Here is a 15,607-nt window from a genome sequence, read left to right as displayed (position 1 = left end):
CAATGGGGAACACCGCACGGGCAATGGCGTCCCGGGGTGGCTGACGGCGTCTGGCTGGACCGGGCGGCTGGATGCGGTTGGTTAGACGCGCCTGGCTAGCGGTCGCCGCGCGGCCGCCATACCACCACCGCCTGCGAACGGGGCCGGGGCCGCTGGCCGCGCTCCAGGCTCACCACGTCGCCGGCGGTGCCGGCGGCAAAGATCCGGGACTCCAACGGCTCACGGCGGCGGGCCAGTTCCGCCGTCAGTTCGTTCACCCGGTGCTGCAGGGCAGCAACCTGGTTTTCGAGCTCCAGGATGCGCTTGATCCCCTCAAGCGAAACGCCCTCGTGGGACAGCCGCTGCACCTCGCGCAGCCGGTTCACGTCCCGCTGGGAGTAGCGGCGGGACTTGCCTGGCGCCCGGCTGGGCGAAACGATGCCCAGCCGGTCGTACTGGCGGAGTGTCTGCGGGTGCATGTCGGCGAGCTCGGCGGCCACCGAGATGACGAAGATCGGCTGATCGAAATTAATTTCCACGCCGGCACCCGCCCTTAAAGCCGGGCCTTGGCTGCCAGGCCCTGGCGGACATCCGCGCCGGCGGTGGCGGCTGCAAATGCTTTCACGGCCTCCTCGGCTTCCTTGCTCAGGTTCTGCGGAACAGCGACGTCGATAGTCACCAGCAGGTCGCCGGTGGCCTTGGGCGTCTTCACGCCGCGGCCCTTGACCCGGAGGGTACGCCCCGACGGGGTGCCAGCGGGAACGCGGACCCGGACGTGTTCCCCGTCGATCGTGGGAACCTCGATGTCGGCGCCCAAAGCAGCCTCCGGGAAGCTGACGGGTACGTGGATCCGGAGGTTGTCGCCGTCGCGCGTGTAAAAATCATGGGGCTTGACGTTGACGGTGACCAGAAGGTCGCCGTTGCCCGCCGGGCCATACTGACCCTTGCCCCGGACGCGCACCTTCTGGCCGTCCTTGATGCCCGCAGGCACCCTGACGTCAATGACTTCACCGTCCGGTTCACGCAGCCCGATGGTGGTGCCGCGGATGGACCCGGCGAAGGAGATGCTGGTGCTCGCCGTTCGGTCGGCGCCCTTCTGCGGGGCTCGCTGGAACCCGGCCGGTCCGCCACCGAAGCCGCCGCCGAACAGGTCGGCGAACTCGGGCGGAACGCCGCCAGCGGTGCTGAACCCGCCGGAGTGCCGGCCGCCGCCACCCGTGAACAAGCCGCCGAAGAGGTCCTCGAAGCCGCCGTTCGCGGTGCTTCCCGCGCCGTGCGGGGCAAAGCGGGCGCCGCCGCCCATGGCGCGGATGGCGTCATACTGCTGCCGCTCATCGGGATCGGACAACACAGAATACGCTTCGGAGATGTCCTTGAACTTCTTCTCCGCAGCAGTATCCCCGGAGTTCGTATCAGGATGGTACTTCCGGGCGAGCTTCCGGTAAGCCTTCTTAATGTCAGCGTCGGAAGCGTCCTTGGCAACACCAAGGATCTTGTAAAAGTCCTTGTCCACCCAGTCCTGGCTAGCCAATGGCGTTTCCTTTCAAATCTCTGTGCCGAGATGGCAGTCCGCGGCAATGTTCTTGCGAATCACTGCCGCGGACTGCCATCTCGATGGGGTAATGCTACGCAGGAACCGCGACGATGACCTGTGCTGCCCGGAGGACTCGTTCGCCTGACTTGTAGCCGGAGCGGAGCACCTGGCTGACGGTGTCAACCTCGATGTCGTCGCCGGGCTGCTGGATGAGGGCCTCGTGGATGGTGGGGTCGAACTCCACGCCGGTCTCATCGATGCGGGTCAGGCCGTAGGTCTTCAGCGCGTTCTCCAGCTTGGTGGCGATCGCGGCGAACGGGCCGTCCGCGAGGTCACCGTGCTGGCGGGCGGCGTCGACGTCGTCCAGCACCGGGAGCAGGGAGTTCAGGACGCCGATGACGGCCATCTCCCCTGCCACGGCGCGGTCGCGTTCGACCCGCTTGCGGTAGTTGACGTACTCGGCCTGGAGGCGGAGCAGGTCGTTCTTCAGCTCCGCCGCCACGGCGGCCTCGGTACCCTGCGCCACGGACTCCTCGGCGGGGACCTCAACCTGGTTGAGGATTTCCTCAGCCTGGGCGAGGGCGTCGCCGTCGGAATCCGCTTCCGACGGCGACTGGCCGCCCTCCGGGTGCCGGGCCTCACCGGTTACCGGGTCCACCTTGCGGTGGTCCCGGATGACCGGCTCGTCGCGCTTGCTGCTCTGGTCTCGGGAAGAGTTGTGCTCTTCTTCGTTACCGTGGTGCGGCATGGTTACTTCTTCTCTTCTTCGTCGACGATCTCGGCGTCAACGATGTCCTCGTCAGCCTTGCTCTCGCCCGCGGCAGCGCCTTCGGCACCTGCGGCGCCCGTGGCGCCGTCCGGGGAACCGGCCTGGGCGTAGATGGCCTCGCCGAGCTTGGTCTGGGAAGCCTGCAGCTTCTCAAACGCGGTCTTGACGGCGGCGTCGTCGGTGCCTTCGAGCGCCTTCTTGAGGGCGTCGACGTCGGCCTGGACCTCGGTCTTGACTTCTTCCGGCAGCTTGTCGCTGTTGTCGGCGATCAGCTTGTCCACGGAGTAGGCGAGCTGCTCGGCGGTGTTGCGGGTGTCGGTGGCCTCGCGGCGTGCCTTGTCCTCTGCTGCGTGCTCCTCGGCGTCCTTGACCATGCGGTCGATGTCTTCCTTGGAGAGCGCGGTGCCGCCGGTGATGGTCATCGACTGTTCCTTGCCGGTGCCCTTGTCCTTCGCGGAGACGTGCACGATGCCGTTGGCGTCGATGTCGAAGGTGACCTCGACCTGCGGGACGCCGCGCGGGGCCGGCGCGATGCCGGTCAGTTCGAACGTGCCCAGCGGCTTGTTGTCGCGGGTGAACTCACGCTCGCCCTGGAAGACCTGGATGGCCACGGACGGCTGGTTGTCGTCAGCAGTGGTGAAGGTCTCGGACCGCTTGGTGGGGATCGCCGTGTTGCGCTCGATCAGGTGGGTCATGACGCCGCCCTTGGTTTCGATGCCCAGGGACAGCGGGGTGACGTCGATCAGCAGAACGTCCTTGCGCTCACCCTTCAGCACGCCGGCCTGCAGGGCAGCACCAACGGCCACTACCTCATCCGGGTTGACGCCCTTGTTGGGCTCCTTGCCGCCAGCCAGTTCCTTCACGAGGTCGGAGACGGCGGGCATGCGGGTGGAGCCACCGACCAGGACGATGTGGTCGATGTCGGAAAGCTTGATGCCGGCTTCCTTGATGACGTCGTGGAACGGCTTCTTGGTGCGCTCGAGCAGGTCCTTGGTCAGGTCCTGGAACTTGGCGCGGGTCAGCTGCTCGTCCAGGTGGACCGGACCGTCCGGGGTGACGGAGAGGTACTGGAGCGAGACGTTGGTGCTGGTGGAGGAGGAGAGTTCCTTCTTGGCCTGCTCGGCAGCTTCACGGAGTCGCTGCAGGGCGATCTTGTCCTTGGACAGGTCGATGCCCTTGACCTTGAGCTGGTTCAGCAGGTACTCAACGACGCGGTTGTCCCAGTCGTCGCCGCCGAGGCGGTTGTCACCGGCGGTGGCGCGGACCTGGATGGTGGAGAAGTCGTCCTCGTCCTTGCCGACTTCCAGCAGGGAGACGTCGAAGGTGCCGCCACCGAGGTCGAAGACCAGGATGAGCTCGTCTTCCTTACCCTTGTCCAGGCCGTAGGCCAGGGCAGCTGCGGTGGGCTCGTTGACGATGCGCAGGACGTTCAGGCCGGCGATCTCGCCTGCTTCCTTGGTGGCCTGGCGCTCGGCGTCGTTGAAGTAGGCCGGAACGGTGATCACAGCGTCGGTGACCTTTTCGCCGAGGTAGGACTCGGCGTCGTTCTTCAGCTTCATCAGGACGCGGGCGGAGATTTCCTGGGCCGTGTACTTCTTGCCATCGATGTCGACCTTCCAGTCCGTGCCCATGTGGCGCTTGACGGAGGCGATGGTGCGCTCGATGTTGTTGACGGCCTGGCGCTTGGCGATTTCGCCGACCAGCACTTCGCCGGACTTGGAGAACGCAACGACCGACGGCGTGGTGCGGCCACCCTCGGCGTTGGCAATAACGGTGGGCTCGCCACCTTCGAGAACAGAGACGACGGAGTTGGTGGTTCCGAGGTCGATACCTACTGCACGTGACATGTGTTGCTTCCTTCTTTCCTTGGAAACTTGGGGTCGCCCACTTTCTTGAGCGGTCTGCACTCAACTTTACTCAGCGCGGAATTTAAGTCAATCCAAAGTTGAGCCAACTGCGCTCAACCTTGCGCCAAGTCCATCCCTTCCGGACGCATGGAACCCCAGATCCTCGGCGGATTTCCGCGGAGAACCTGGGATTCCGTGACTCAACGGGCGGCGGATTTCGCCCTGCGTGAACCTGCGCCTAACCTCAGGAGGAGGTGCCGTTGCCGTTACGCGGCGGGTTGACCTCGCCGCCGTTCGATCCATCCTTCAGTTTCCCGGCCGCACCGCCCTCGGGGGCAGTACCGGCAGCGCCGTAGTCACCCTCGGGGTATTCGCCTTCCTCATCACCGGGCAGTTCCTGGCCGACGGCCCCGGCCCGGCCGTAGTCGCCTTCCGGATATTCACCTTCCGCCCCCTGCACGGACGGCTCAACCACCCCCGCATCGCCGTAATCCCCCTCGGAATACCCGCCCTTGGGCTCCGTGGCGGATTCCTGCCCTGCCACGCCGGCGTCGCCGTAGTCCCCCTCCACGTACTGGCCGCTGTCCCCCTCGAGTGCCGGATTCCTGGAGCTGTTGTGCGTCTTGCCCGCGTTGCCGGACTCACTGTTTTCGGTCATCGCTTGATCACTCCTTCGAAAGGACTGGGCGCGCCGGGTCCGGGGCGCAGTGGCAGTCTACTCAGCCCGCGCGGGCGGCAACAGGGGCGGCATGGGGCCGGGCGGCCGGGCCCGGCCCCATGGGGCCGCGGCCGCGGGCCGGCTACAGCCCGGCGAGGTCCGCCAGCACGGCGACGTGGTGCTCGAACAGTTCGTCCGGCGCGGAAAAGGTGCCGGCACCGTACTGCCCGAACACCTCAAAACTAATGGCGCCAAAGAGTGAGGTCCAGACGAGGGTGCCGTGGGCCAGCAGGGCGTCCGGGACCTCCACGCCCAGCTCACGCCGGATTGCGTCAAGGTCGGCGGCCAGGGGTGCCGGAACCGCGGAAGGCCCGCGCTCGGCAAGGCGGCCGGCACGGTATGCGGCGTCCAGGATCCGCACCAGGCCGATGACCACCCTCGTGCCGGGTGCCGTGGTGCGCTCCGCCGGGGCCTGGTAGCCCGGCACCGGGCTGCCAAACAGGAGGCCATAGCGCGCCGGTTCGCGGAGGGCCCACCCACGGACAGCCCGGGCCAGGGCAGCGAACCGGGCTCTGGACTCTTCCGCGGGGACGGATTCGACGGCGGCATCCACCGCATCCCCCAGGTCGTTGTAGGCGTCCACGAGCAGGAGGGTCAACAGCTCGTCGCGGCTCCCGACGTACCGGTAGACGGCAGAGGAGACAACGCCCAGGTCGCGGGCAACGGCGCGCAGCGACAGGGCGGCGGCTCCATGCTGGGCCAGGTGCTGCCGGCCGAGCCGGACGATGTCGGCGATGGTCTGCGCCCGGGCACGTTCCCGCGGCGTGCGGAGTTCACCGCTGGCGGTCTCGGAGATGACAGGCATCCACCCAGCATGGCATGAATCAGAGCAGTGTCAACAAATGAGAGCAGTGCTCTTGACTTTGCTCCCTAACCGCAGCATCCTTATTTCGAGAGCAGTGCTCTCAAAGTCGGGCCGGCGAGGCCAGCCGCACTGCACGAAGGAGAAATTTCGATGTCAGATTTTTACGTGGTCACCGGCGCCGGCCCTGTGGGCTGGACGGTGGCAGAGCAACTGGCGGAGCGGGGCGAGCGGGTCCGGGTCCTCACCCGCTCGGGAAGCGGTCCCCGCCATCCAAACATCGAAAGGGTGAAGGCGGATGTCTCCACCCCGGGCCTGCTAACCACCGCATTCGACGGCGCGGCGGCGGTCTTCCACTGCACCCACGGTTCGTCCTACACTGCCGCGGCGTGGGAACGGGAGCTTCCGGCCGCCGAACAGGCGGTGTTGGCGGCGGCTGGCGAGGCGGGCGCCGTCGTCGTCTTTCCCGAAAGCCTTTACTCCTACAGCGATCCGGAGCGGGTGATGGCTGAAGGCAGCGCGCGGGAGGCGTCGGGCGGCAAACGCGGAATCCGCGCGGCGCTGCTGCGGGCGCGGGAGGCGAGCGCCACGGACACCGTCTCTGTGGTGGCGGGTGACTTCTTCGGTCCCCGCGTCCGGATGGCCCACGCCGGCGAGCGCATGGTGCCCGCCGTCCTCGCCCGCCGTCCGCTGCAGGTGGTGGGAAATGCGGATCAGCCGCATTCCTTCACCTACGTTCCCGATCTGGCCGCGGCTATGATCGGGGCCGCGGGGAAGCCCGGGCTGTGGAACCGGGTTCTGCACGCGCCCACCAACCCGCCGCTCACGCAGCGCCAGATCGCCCAGGCCTTTGCGGCCGCTGGCGGCGTGCCGCCCGCGAAGGTCCACCCGGTGCCGGGCTGGGTCCTGCGCACCCTGGGACTTTTCTCGGCCGACATGCGGGAGATCAGCGAAATGCTCTACCAGTTCGAGCGGCCGTTCGTGATGGACTCGGCGGCCAGCGAGGAACAGCTGGGCCTGCAACCGACTCCCCTGGGCGTGGCGGCCAAGGCGACGGTGGAGTGGTGGCGCTCGGAACTCACTGCCGGTCCAGGGCGGGCGACGGCGGGAATCCCGGCCGGGACCTAGCGGACCGCAGCTTCCGCCGCCACGTCCACTCTGCCGGCTTCCTGCGCATCCCGCCCGGCGAGCTTGCCGGGCCACCAGATGCGCCGGCCCAGGTCGTAGGCCAGGGCGGGAACCAGGAGCGAGCGCACCAGGACCGTGTCCAGCAGCACCCCGAAGGCCACGATGAAGGCCAGCTGCACGAGGAACATGATGGGGATGACGCCCAAGGCCGCAAAGGTGGCGGCCAGGACCACTCCGGCCGATGTGATCACCCCGCCGGTGACACCCAGTCCGCGCAGGATCCCGGGCCGCGTACCGTGCTTCAGCGACTCCTCGCGGACCCGGCTCATGAGGAAGATGTTGTAGTCCACGCCGAGCGCCACCAGGAACACGAAGCCGAACAGCGGCACGGTGGCGTCGGCTCCGGGAAAGCCCAGGATGTTGCTGAACACGAGGGCGGAAACGCCCATGGCGGCCGCGTAGGAAAGAACCACCGAGGCAACAAGCAGGACGGGCGCCAGGACGGACCGCAGCAGCACCATGAGGATGAGCAGAATGACGGCGAGGACCACCGGGATGATCGTGGCGAGGTCCCGCTGCGCCGTGGTGTTGGTGTCCAGCGCGGTGGCGGTCACCCCGCCGACCAGGGCATCGGGGTCCACACGTTTGACGCTCTCCCGCATCGCTGCGACGGCGTTCTCCGCCGCGTCGGAGTCGGCGGCGTAGTCGAGGGTGGCGTTGAGGAGCACCCTGCCGTCGCGCATGGCCGGACCGGAGGGCGTTCCCGGGCCGGCAGGGGTTCCCGGGGTTCCTGTGATGGGCACGCTGCCCTCGGCCAGAAGGTAGGCGGCGCCCACGCCGTCGGTGGCCTTGACAGTTTCCAGGACGTCCCCGTCTTTCCCCTGGCTTGCCACGATCACCACGGGACTTCCGCTGCCGGCGTCGAAATGGCGTGCGAGCGCATCCTGCCCGTCGACGGCGTTGGAAGCACTGAGGATGACGGCGGTTTGCGGCACACCGTTGGCTTTCAGTTGCAGGATCCCGGCCGACGCCACCACCAGCAGAAGCGCGGACGCCACCCACACCGTGCGGGGACGCCGGGACACCAGCGTTCCGACGGCGCGCCACAGCCCGCGCTGACCCTCCAGTCCCGTGTCCAGTTCCGGCTCTCGCGACTCTTCGGGCAGGAGCCTGGGCCGGAACGGCCAGAACGCGGCGCGCCCCAGGAGCGCCGCGAAGGCCGGGAGCAGAGTGAGCGCAGCGAACAGGGAGCAGACGATGCCCGCAGCAGCCACCGGGCCCAGCGCCTTGTTGGAATTGAGGTCGGAAAACAGCAGGCACAGCAGCGCGATGGCAACCGTGGCACCCGACGCCAGGATCGGCGCGAACGACGCCCGCCAGGCGGTGAGCGCGGCGGCGGTGCGGTTGGCCGTGTGCCCGAGCGCCTCACGGAACCGGGCCACGTAGAGCAGGGCGTAGTCGGTGGCTGCGCCGATCACCAGGATGGAGAGGATGCCCTGGCTCTGGCCGTTGAGCTGGATCCAGCCCGCCTTGGCCATCCCGAACACCAGCAGAATGGCGGCGCACAGCGCAAACACCGAGGTCAGCAGCACGGCGAAGGGCAGGAGCAGGGACCGGTAGACAACCAGCAGGATGACAAACACCGCCGCCAGCGCCACGAGCAGCAGGATGCCGTCGATGCCTGCGAAGGCCCCCGTGAGGTCGGCCGCGAGCCCGGCCGGTCCGGTGACGAACGTCTGTGTGCCGTCCGGGGCAGCCGCCCCGACCTCGCTACGAAGGTCCTCCACGGCGGCCGCCGGTTCCGCTGCCGCAACGGACACGATGTACTGCACAGCCTGCCGGTCCTGCGACGGCACCGGCCCCACCACCGCGCTGCCCAACCGCAGGTCCTCCAGCTTGGCTTTCAGGGCTGCCGCCGTGCCCAGTTGCGCAGGCGTAAGGGCGCTGGCGCTTTCAATTACGACGACGGCGGGAACCTCGCCGGAGTCCTGGAACTTTTGCTGCCACTCGCGGGCCTCGGTTGCCTCGGCACCGGCGGGAAGGAAGGACGCCTGGTCATTCGACGAGACCTCATCCAGCCTGCCGAACGTGGGTCCGCCGGTTCCGGCAATGGCAACCCAGCCGACGACGAGGACCAGGGGGATAAGCCAGCGGAGCCAGAACGGGGGGCTCGGAGTGCGGGCTGCCTGGTTCATGGGGAAGACCTCCTGGGCGTGTCGGCCACTGGGGCCGCCGTCGATGATTGTTCCAGCATAAACTATCTCTACGATGGAGATATATAGACCCTTCCGCGGAGTGCAAATGCCGTGGCTGTAAACTCCGGAAGGCAACACCGAGGAGAAGAGGAGGCGGAGGTGGCCAAGAAACCCGACAGCACGTCCGATGGCGCGGCCCCCTCAGCCCCGGGCAGGCAGCACCCCCTGGTTCGGCTCCTTCAGGAGTTCACTCTGGAGGCCAACCGCTACGTCGACTCTGCGGGCGGCCGGAACGACATGCACCGGACCGACCTCAACGCCCTCGCCGCCGTCATGAGGCACGCGGCCAATGGCGACGTCGTGACCCCGGGCACCCTGCGGAAGGAACTGAACCTCAGCTCCCCGGCCACCACGGCACTGGTTGACCGGCTGTGCGGTTCCGGGCATCTGGTGCGCGTGCGCGAGGGGCAGGACCGGCGGCAGGTGCAGCTGCGGATGACGGACAAGGCGTACCGCGACGGCTCGGCGATGTTCCTGCCGCTCGCCCGCCACATGGACAGCGCCATGGCGGATTTCACGCCGCAGGAACTCGACACTGCGGCCCGGTTTATGGATGCGATGATCGCGGCAACAATTGCGGCCAGCCGGGAAGCTGCCGGCGCGCCATAACCACCCTGCCGCTGCCTTCCCGAAATGCGGAGAAGGAGTAGCGTTTCCCTATGAGCGCGCAGCAGCCGGAAGATGTCTACACTCACGGCCACCACGAGTCCGTGGTCCGGGCCCACGCCTCGCGGACGGCGGAGAATTCGGCCGCGTTCGTGGTCCCGCATCTCATCCCGGGCGTATCGGTGCTCGACGTCGGGTGCGGGCCGGGCAGCATCACGTGCGACTTCGCGCTTTTGGTCGCCCCCGGGAAGGTGACAGGGCTGGACCGCTCCCCCGATGTGATCACCCACGCCCGCGAACTGGCGTCCGACCGCGGCGTCCGGAACGTGGAGTTCGTGGCCGGCAACATCTACGACCTTGATTTCGAGGACGACACCTTCGATGTGGTCCACGCCCACCAGGTCCTGCAGCACCTGACCGACCCTGTCGAGGCACTCCGCGAAATGCGGCGGGTGGCCAGGCCGGGCGGCATCGTTGCGGTCCGGGATGCCGATTTCCACGGCATGAGCTGGTACCCCGCCATTCCCGAACTCGATGAGTGGATGGAGCTCTACCAGCGGATCGCGCGCCGGAACGGTGCAGAGCCCGACGCCGGCCGACGGCTCGTCTCCTGGGCACAGGCCGCCGGCTTCACGGACGTGGCGCCGACCAGCAGCAACTGGCTGTACGCCACCGGGCAGCAGCGCCGCTGGCAGGCTCGCGTGTGGGGCGAACGCGTGCTGCATTCGGCCTTCGCGGAGCAGGCCCTCGAGTACGGCTTCGCGCAGGAGGCCGACCTCACCCGCATCTCAGCCGGCTGGCACCGCTGGGGTTCCACCGACGACGGCTGGTTCCTCATTCCCAACGGCGAGGTCATCGCTAGGGCGTAAATCGCCGGGGGACCGGCCCGCCCCGCAGACCGACTAAACTTGGCGGGTGCAGTTCTCCCTATGGCTGGCCCTCGCGGGCGCCGGCGTCCTCATCAGCTTCACCCCGGGCGCAGGCGCCATCAACACCATGAGCAACTCGCTGACCGCCGGGTTCAAGCGCTCCATCTGGGGCATCCTGGGGCAACAGGCCGCCCTGATCCTGCATGTCATCGTCGTGGCGCTCGGCGTCGGCGTCCTGGTCGCCGGCTCGCCCGTCGCGTTCAACGCCATCCGCTACGCCGGTGCCGCCTACCTGGTGTATCTGGGCATCCGCCAGTTCCTGCGTAAACCGGACCTCGACCAGGAGAAAGTGGCCGCGCTGCGGAACGAGCCCGCCTGGTCCATGTTCCGCCGGGGCCTGTGGGTCAACCTGCTCAACCCCAAGGCCATCGTGTTTTTCCTGGCCTTCATGCCGCAGTTCATCCGGCCAGCCCACCCGCTGCTGCCCCAGTACTCCGTCCTTGCGGCAACCGTGGTTCTCATCGACATCCTCGTCATGTGGTTCTTCTTCGCAGCCGCGGCCAAATCGTTCCAGCGCTTTACCCACAATGCCCACGGGCAAACCTTGCTCAACAGGATTTTCGGCGTCCTGTTCATGGCGGTGGGCGTCCTTCTGGCGTTCATCCACTAGCAGCCTCCCGCTGCCAGCCCGTGCCGGTTCGGAGCCGGCCCGGCGTCCACAGCAGGGTTACTCCGCGCCCTGCAGCGAGACCAATTTCGATACCGGGCGAAATGTTTTGAACAATAAGAATACTTACTAGCCAAGCGGTGTTAGCGTGCTCCATGCTTAGCCATATGACCTCAATGACGAGCCCATACCGGATCATCGCGGTCTGCACCGGCAATATCTGCCGGTCCCCGATGGCGGAGCTGATACTGGCGGAGGCCTTTGCAGCGGCGGGGCTCGCCGGCGCCGTCGTCGTGGACTCCGCGGGAACCACCGCCTATGAGGCAGGACGCCCCATCGACCCCCGGGCCGCGCGGAAACTAACTGCCCACAATCTCCTCTCCGACGGGCACATAGCCCGGGAATGGCGGAAGGAGTGGTTCACGGAACGCCACCTGATCCTGGCCCTTGACGTGGACCACTACGGCTGGCTGCGGGCGTCGGCCCCGGACGGCGAATCCCTCGAGAGAATACGCATGTTGCGCAGCTTCGACCCCCTATTGGCAACGAAGGATCCCCTGGACCAGGGCTGCGAAGATCCCTGGTACGGGGACCACAGCGATTTTGCGGCGGTGTTTGACCAAATCCAGGCGTCGGTGCCGGGAATCGTGGAGTATGTCCGTTCCGCCATCGCCGCGGCCTCGGCGGACGCCGCCCCGCTCCAGCTTAAGGACAGCCAGCAGGTACGCTCTATTTCATGACCCCCGCACCTGTGATCATCGCCATTGACGGGCGGTCCGGCGCAGGTAAAACCACCTTGGCCATCGAGCTCGCGGCCACACTGCGGAACCACCACAAGGTCTCGCTGTTCCATTTGGAGGACATCTATCCCGGCTGGGACGGGCTGTCAGCCGGCATCGAACGCTACGTCACCACGGTGCTGGTGCCCCTGAGCCGCGGCGAAGCGGCCACGTGGGTCAGCTGGGACTGGAAAAACCATAACGACGGCGACCCGCGGGTCACTCTGCCGGCCGAGATCGTGATCGTCGAGGGCGTGGGGGCAGCGGCCGCCGCGGCCAGGCCGCATCTGGACGCGGTCATCTGGGCGGACTCCCCCGACGGCGAGCGCCGCACCCGCGCGCTGGAGCGTGACGGCGATACCTACGAGCCGTTCTGGGACCAGTGGGCAAGCCAGGAGATGGAACTTCTGGGCGCGGACGACATCCCGCAGCACGCCCACGTCCGGGTCCTCAACCGCGCGGACGGCACCGCCCCCGCCGACGCCCTGCAGGTGCTCACCTACCTTCCCGGACTCACCACCGCCCTGGTTCCCGAGCTGTCCTCACGGCGCGGCCTGCGTCTGCTGTCCGAACGGCTCGACGCCAGCCCCGATCCCGCCGCACTTTTTCAGGCACTGTACGGGTCGTCGTCGAACGCCGTCTGGCTGGACTCATCACTGCGTTCGGCCGGATCGGCCGGTCCCGGCAGCGGAACCCCCGCGGCGGAGCGCAGCCGCTTCAGTATTTTGGCGGACGACGGCGGGACGTTCGGCCAGTCTGTCCTGCACAGTTCCGGGGTCACCCGGGTCACCGCCGGCTGCGCCACTGCCAACGTGTCCGGCCCCTTCTTCCGCTGGCTGGAAACGGTGTGGGGGCGGAAGGCCGTGCGCGGACCGGAGCACTACCCCTGCGACTTCGCGCTGGGCTGGCTGGGCTACCTCGGCTACGAGCTCAAACGGGAAACCGGCGGGCAGGACATCACCTCGGACACTCCTGATGCGGCGCTGATCTTTGCGGGCCGGGCCGTGGTCCTCGACCACGCGGACCACACGGTATGGCTGCTTGCCCTCGACGCGCCGGATGCTGCGGAGTGGCTCAGCCGGGCCCGCGCTGCCGTGACCGCCGCCCCCGAAGCCGGCGGCAGCACCGGCGTCGTACTTCCGGCAGGCCATGACGCAGCGGCTGACACCGCGGCGCCGGCCTTTGCCGGCCGGGACAGCGAGGCGAGCTACAAGCGCAAGATCGCCGAGGCGCAGCACCAGATCGCCGAGGGGAATTCCTACGAGGTTTGCCTCACTACCACGCTCGTGGCGGAGGTGCCTGCGCTCGATCCGTGGGCCGCGTACCTGGCCCTGCGCCGGCGGAACCCGGCTCCGTTTGCCAGCTACCTGCGCTTCGGCGGGCTCACGGTGGCCAGCACGTCGCCGGAGCGCTTCCTGCGGATAGCGTCCGACGGCGGCATGCGCGCCGAGCCGATCAAGGGAACCCGCCGCCGGGCTGCCGACCCGGATACCGACGCCGCCCTCCGCCGGGACCTGGCCACGTCGCTCAAGGACCGGGCGGAAAACATCATGATCGTGGACCTGCTCCGGAACGACCTCAGCCACTTCGCCGAGCCGGGGTCGGTGACCGTCAGCCGGCTGTGCGAGATCGAAAGCTACGCCACGGTGCACCAGCTCGTGAGCACCATCGACGCCGTCCTGCTGCCGGGATCGCCGCGGGCCGAAGCTGTCGCCGCCTGCTTCCCGGCGGGCTCGATGACCGGGGCGCCGAAGATCAGCACCATGGCCATCCTGGACCGGCTGGAGGAGGGTCCGCGGGGCGTCTATTCCGGCGCGATCGGGTACTTCTCGCTGAACGGGGCCACCGATCTGGCGGTGGCCATCCGCACCCTGGTGGTGCAGGACGGATGCGACGGCGAAAAGGTGAGGCTCAGCCTCGGCGTCGGCGGCGCCATCACGGCGGACTCCGTGGCGGAGGACGAGTACGAGGAGATCCGCACCAAGGCCTACGGCGTCCTCTCCACCCTGGGCTCCCCCTTCCCGGATTGAGTTTTTGTCCATTTGTCGCGAGTTAAAGGGCCCCTAAGTCGCGACAAATGGACAAAAACTCCAAAGGTGGGTGGGCGAACGCGTTAGGTACGAGGGCCTATTGGACCGTGGCGGTCAGGCGGGCCACATTGTCCACGTACCTTGCCGCGAGGGGCCGGCGCATCCAGTCCTCGAGCCGCAGTTCGTGGGAGATGTCGCGGTAGGTGTCCTCCACCGCGCGCATGCTGTTGACGATGTCCGCGCCCAGCAGCATCACTGAGACCTCGAGGTTCAGGGAGAAGGAACGCATGTCCATGTTGCTGGAGCCGAGGACCGCCACTTCGTCGTCGATGGTGAAGTGCTTGGCGTGGAGCACGAACGGCGCCTTGTACAGGTAGATTCGGACACCGGCGCGCAGCAGGGCCTCGTAATAGGACTGCTGGGCGTGGTGGACGAGGAACTGGTCGCCCTTCTCGGAGACGAACAGCTCCACGTCCACGCCGCGCTGCGCCGCGGTGGTGATGGCGTAGAGCAGCGAGTCGTCCGGCACGAAGTAGGGGCTGCAGACGGAAATCCTGTGTTGCGCCGAGTAGATCAGGGTGTTGAAGAGCCGGAGGTTGTTCTCGGTGGTGAAGCCGGGGCCGCTCGGCACCACCTGGGCCGTGACGCCGCCCGGCGACGGCTCGGCGGACAGCTGCAGCTGGTCCTCGAGTGACTCGTCGGTCTCGCTGAGCCAGTCGGTGGCAAAGACAACATTGAGTGTGGGAACGATCGGGCCCCGCAGGCACGCCATCAGCTCGATCCACTCGCGGCCGGCCTTGCGGTGCTTGGGGTTGTTGTAGGAGGGCTCGATTAGGTTTTGGGACCCGGTGAACGCCACTTCGCCGTCGATCACCATGATCTTGCGGTGGTTGCGGAGGTCCGGCCGGCGCCACTGGCCGTGGATGGGCAACAGCGGCAGCATCCGCCGCCACTGGATGTTGCCGGCCTTGAGCCGCTTCAGCAGCTTGTTGTATCCCTTCACGCGCAGCGTTCCGATGTGGTCGAAGAGCACGCGGACCTGGACGCCGCGGTCCGCCGCCTCCTCAAGGGCGGTAAGGAGGTCGTCCGTGACGTGGTCCGTGCTCATGATGTAGAACTCGGCGTTGACGAAGCGCTTGGCCTTCCGCACGGCCTCGGTCATGGCACGGATGGAGTCCGGGTAACCGGGAATCAGTTCCACATGGTTGCCGTCCACCAGCGGGATCGACCCGAGCCGGCGGTTGAGTTCGGCCGCGGACAGGACCCATTCGGGCCCCGAATACTCGCTGGCGACGTCGGACAGCGCCGCGCTGCCGGCACGGACCCGCTCGTTGACCAGCTGCTGCTGCTCGGTGCGGCGGCGGGACAGCTTGAAGTTGCCGAAGAGCAGGAAAAGGATCAGCCCCAGGACCGGCACGAAGAAGATGCCCAGCAGCCAGGCCATGGCTGTCGTGGGACGCCGGTTGCCGGGGATGATGCCCACGGCCAGGACCCTGATGGCCAGATCCGCGGCGCTGAGCAGCAGGATCAGCCACGCCGGCAGTGTTTCCGCCAGCGGAAATGGCCACAACACAGTTGAAACCCCCGTTATTTCTTTCCCTCGCAGCCATTCCGTATGGAGCGT

14 protein-coding genes are annotated in these 15,607 nt (G+C 67.4%); 6 read left to right on the top strand and 8 right to left on the bottom strand.

Features of this window, described 5'->3' with window-relative positions; genetic code table 11:
* Nucleotides 1-95: 95 nt before the first annotated feature.
* The 6 genes from ACFTSA_RS11640 to ACFTSA_RS11615 form a co-directional block, all read right to left on the bottom strand.
* Nucleotides 96-518 carry a heat shock protein transcriptional repressor HspR gene (locus tag ACFTSA_RS11640; protein ID WP_377951417.1) on the bottom strand — a complete coding sequence of 141 codons (423 nt, stop codon included), beginning with the start codon at nucleotides 516-518 and terminating at the stop codon, nucleotides 96-98.
* Between the two features lie 14 nt (nucleotides 519-532).
* Nucleotides 533-1,510, bottom strand: a complete 978-nt coding sequence (locus tag ACFTSA_RS11635) for a DnaJ C-terminal domain-containing protein (protein WP_377951416.1) — start codon at nucleotides 1,508-1,510, stop codon at nucleotides 533-535.
* 94 nt (nucleotides 1,511-1,604) lie between these two features.
* Nucleotides 1,605-2,261 carry a nucleotide exchange factor GrpE gene (locus tag ACFTSA_RS11630; protein ID WP_377951415.1) on the bottom strand — a complete coding sequence of 219 codons (657 nt, stop codon included), beginning with the start codon at nucleotides 2,259-2,261 and terminating at the stop codon, nucleotides 1,605-1,607.
* A gap of 2 nt (nucleotides 2,262-2,263) precedes the next feature.
* The gene (gene dnaK, locus ACFTSA_RS11625; RefSeq protein ID WP_377951414.1) at nucleotides 2,264-4,129 is read right to left on the bottom strand and encodes a molecular chaperone DnaK; all 1,866 of its coding nucleotides are present in this window, start codon (nucleotides 4,127-4,129) and stop codon (nucleotides 2,264-2,266) included.
* A 244-nt stretch (nucleotides 4,130-4,373) separates the two neighbouring features.
* Nucleotides 4,374-4,787, bottom strand: coding sequence for a hypothetical protein (locus ACFTSA_RS11620; RefSeq protein WP_377951413.1), 414 nt, complete (start codon nucleotides 4,785-4,787; stop codon nucleotides 4,374-4,376).
* A gap of 142 nt (nucleotides 4,788-4,929) precedes the next feature.
* Complete coding sequence (locus ACFTSA_RS11615; protein ID WP_377951412.1) at nucleotides 4,930-5,652, bottom strand: TetR/AcrR family transcriptional regulator; 723 nt, start codon at nucleotides 5,650-5,652, stop codon at nucleotides 4,930-4,932.
* Between the two features lie 150 nt (nucleotides 5,653-5,802).
* Here ACFTSA_RS11615 and ACFTSA_RS11610 point away from each other — a divergent pair, with 150 nt between their 5' ends.
* A complete protein-coding gene (locus ACFTSA_RS11610) occupies nucleotides 5,803-6,777 on the top strand; it encodes an NAD-dependent epimerase/dehydratase family protein (protein ID WP_377951411.1) in 975 nt (324 codons plus the stop codon).
* Here the strand turns inward: ACFTSA_RS11610 and ACFTSA_RS11605 are convergent.
* Entirely contained in the window at nucleotides 6,774-8,972 is a 2,199-nt protein-coding gene (locus tag ACFTSA_RS11605) for an MMPL family transporter (protein ID WP_377951410.1), read from the bottom strand. The two genes, ACFTSA_RS11610 and ACFTSA_RS11605, sit on opposite strands and share 4 nt — an antisense overlap.
* Before the next feature lie 159 nt (nucleotides 8,973-9,131).
* Here ACFTSA_RS11605 and ACFTSA_RS11600 point away from each other — a divergent pair, with 159 nt between their 5' ends.
* The 5 genes from ACFTSA_RS11600 to pabB all read left to right on the top strand — a co-directional run bounded on the left by ACFTSA_RS11600 (nucleotide 9,132) and on the right by pabB (nucleotide 13,983).
* Nucleotides 9,132-9,641 (top strand): MarR family winged helix-turn-helix transcriptional regulator, encoded by a 510-nt coding sequence (locus ACFTSA_RS11600; RefSeq protein ID WP_377951409.1) that lies wholly within the window; start codon nucleotides 9,132-9,134, stop codon nucleotides 9,639-9,641.
* Between the two features lie 50 nt (nucleotides 9,642-9,691).
* Nucleotides 9,692-10,507, top strand: coding sequence for a methyltransferase domain-containing protein (locus tag ACFTSA_RS11595; RefSeq protein ID WP_377951408.1), 816 nt, complete (start codon nucleotides 9,692-9,694; stop codon nucleotides 10,505-10,507).
* 46 nt (nucleotides 10,508-10,553) lie between these two features.
* Nucleotides 10,554-11,177, top strand: coding sequence for a LysE family transporter (locus ACFTSA_RS11590; protein ID WP_377951407.1), 624 nt, complete (start codon nucleotides 10,554-10,556; stop codon nucleotides 11,175-11,177).
* Between the two features lie 164 nt (nucleotides 11,178-11,341).
* Nucleotides 11,342-11,914, top strand: coding sequence for a low molecular weight protein-tyrosine-phosphatase (locus tag ACFTSA_RS11585; protein ID WP_377951406.1), 573 nt, complete (start codon nucleotides 11,342-11,344; stop codon nucleotides 11,912-11,914).
* Complete coding sequence (pabB, locus tag ACFTSA_RS11580) at nucleotides 11,911-13,983, top strand: aminodeoxychorismate synthase component I (protein ID WP_377951405.1); 2,073 nt, start codon at nucleotides 11,911-11,913, stop codon at nucleotides 13,981-13,983. The genes ACFTSA_RS11585 and pabB overlap by 4 nt, the downstream gene beginning before the upstream one ends.
* 97 nt (nucleotides 13,984-14,080) lie before the next feature.
* Here pabB and cls read toward each other — a convergent pair whose 3' ends face one another.
* Nucleotides 14,081-15,553, bottom strand: a complete 1,473-nt coding sequence (gene cls / locus ACFTSA_RS11575) for a cardiolipin synthase (protein ID WP_377951599.1) — start codon at nucleotides 15,551-15,553, stop codon at nucleotides 14,081-14,083.
* Between the last annotated feature and the right edge of the window lie 54 nt (nucleotides 15,554-15,607).

Origin of the sequence: Arthrobacter sp. NPDC057013 (assembly GCF_042674585.1) — a bacterium.
Lineage (GTDB): Bacteria > Actinomycetota > Actinomycetes > Actinomycetales > Micrococcaceae > Arthrobacter.
Note: the sequence above shows the minus strand (reverse complement) of the source record. Positions and strands in the feature narration are given on the sequence as shown.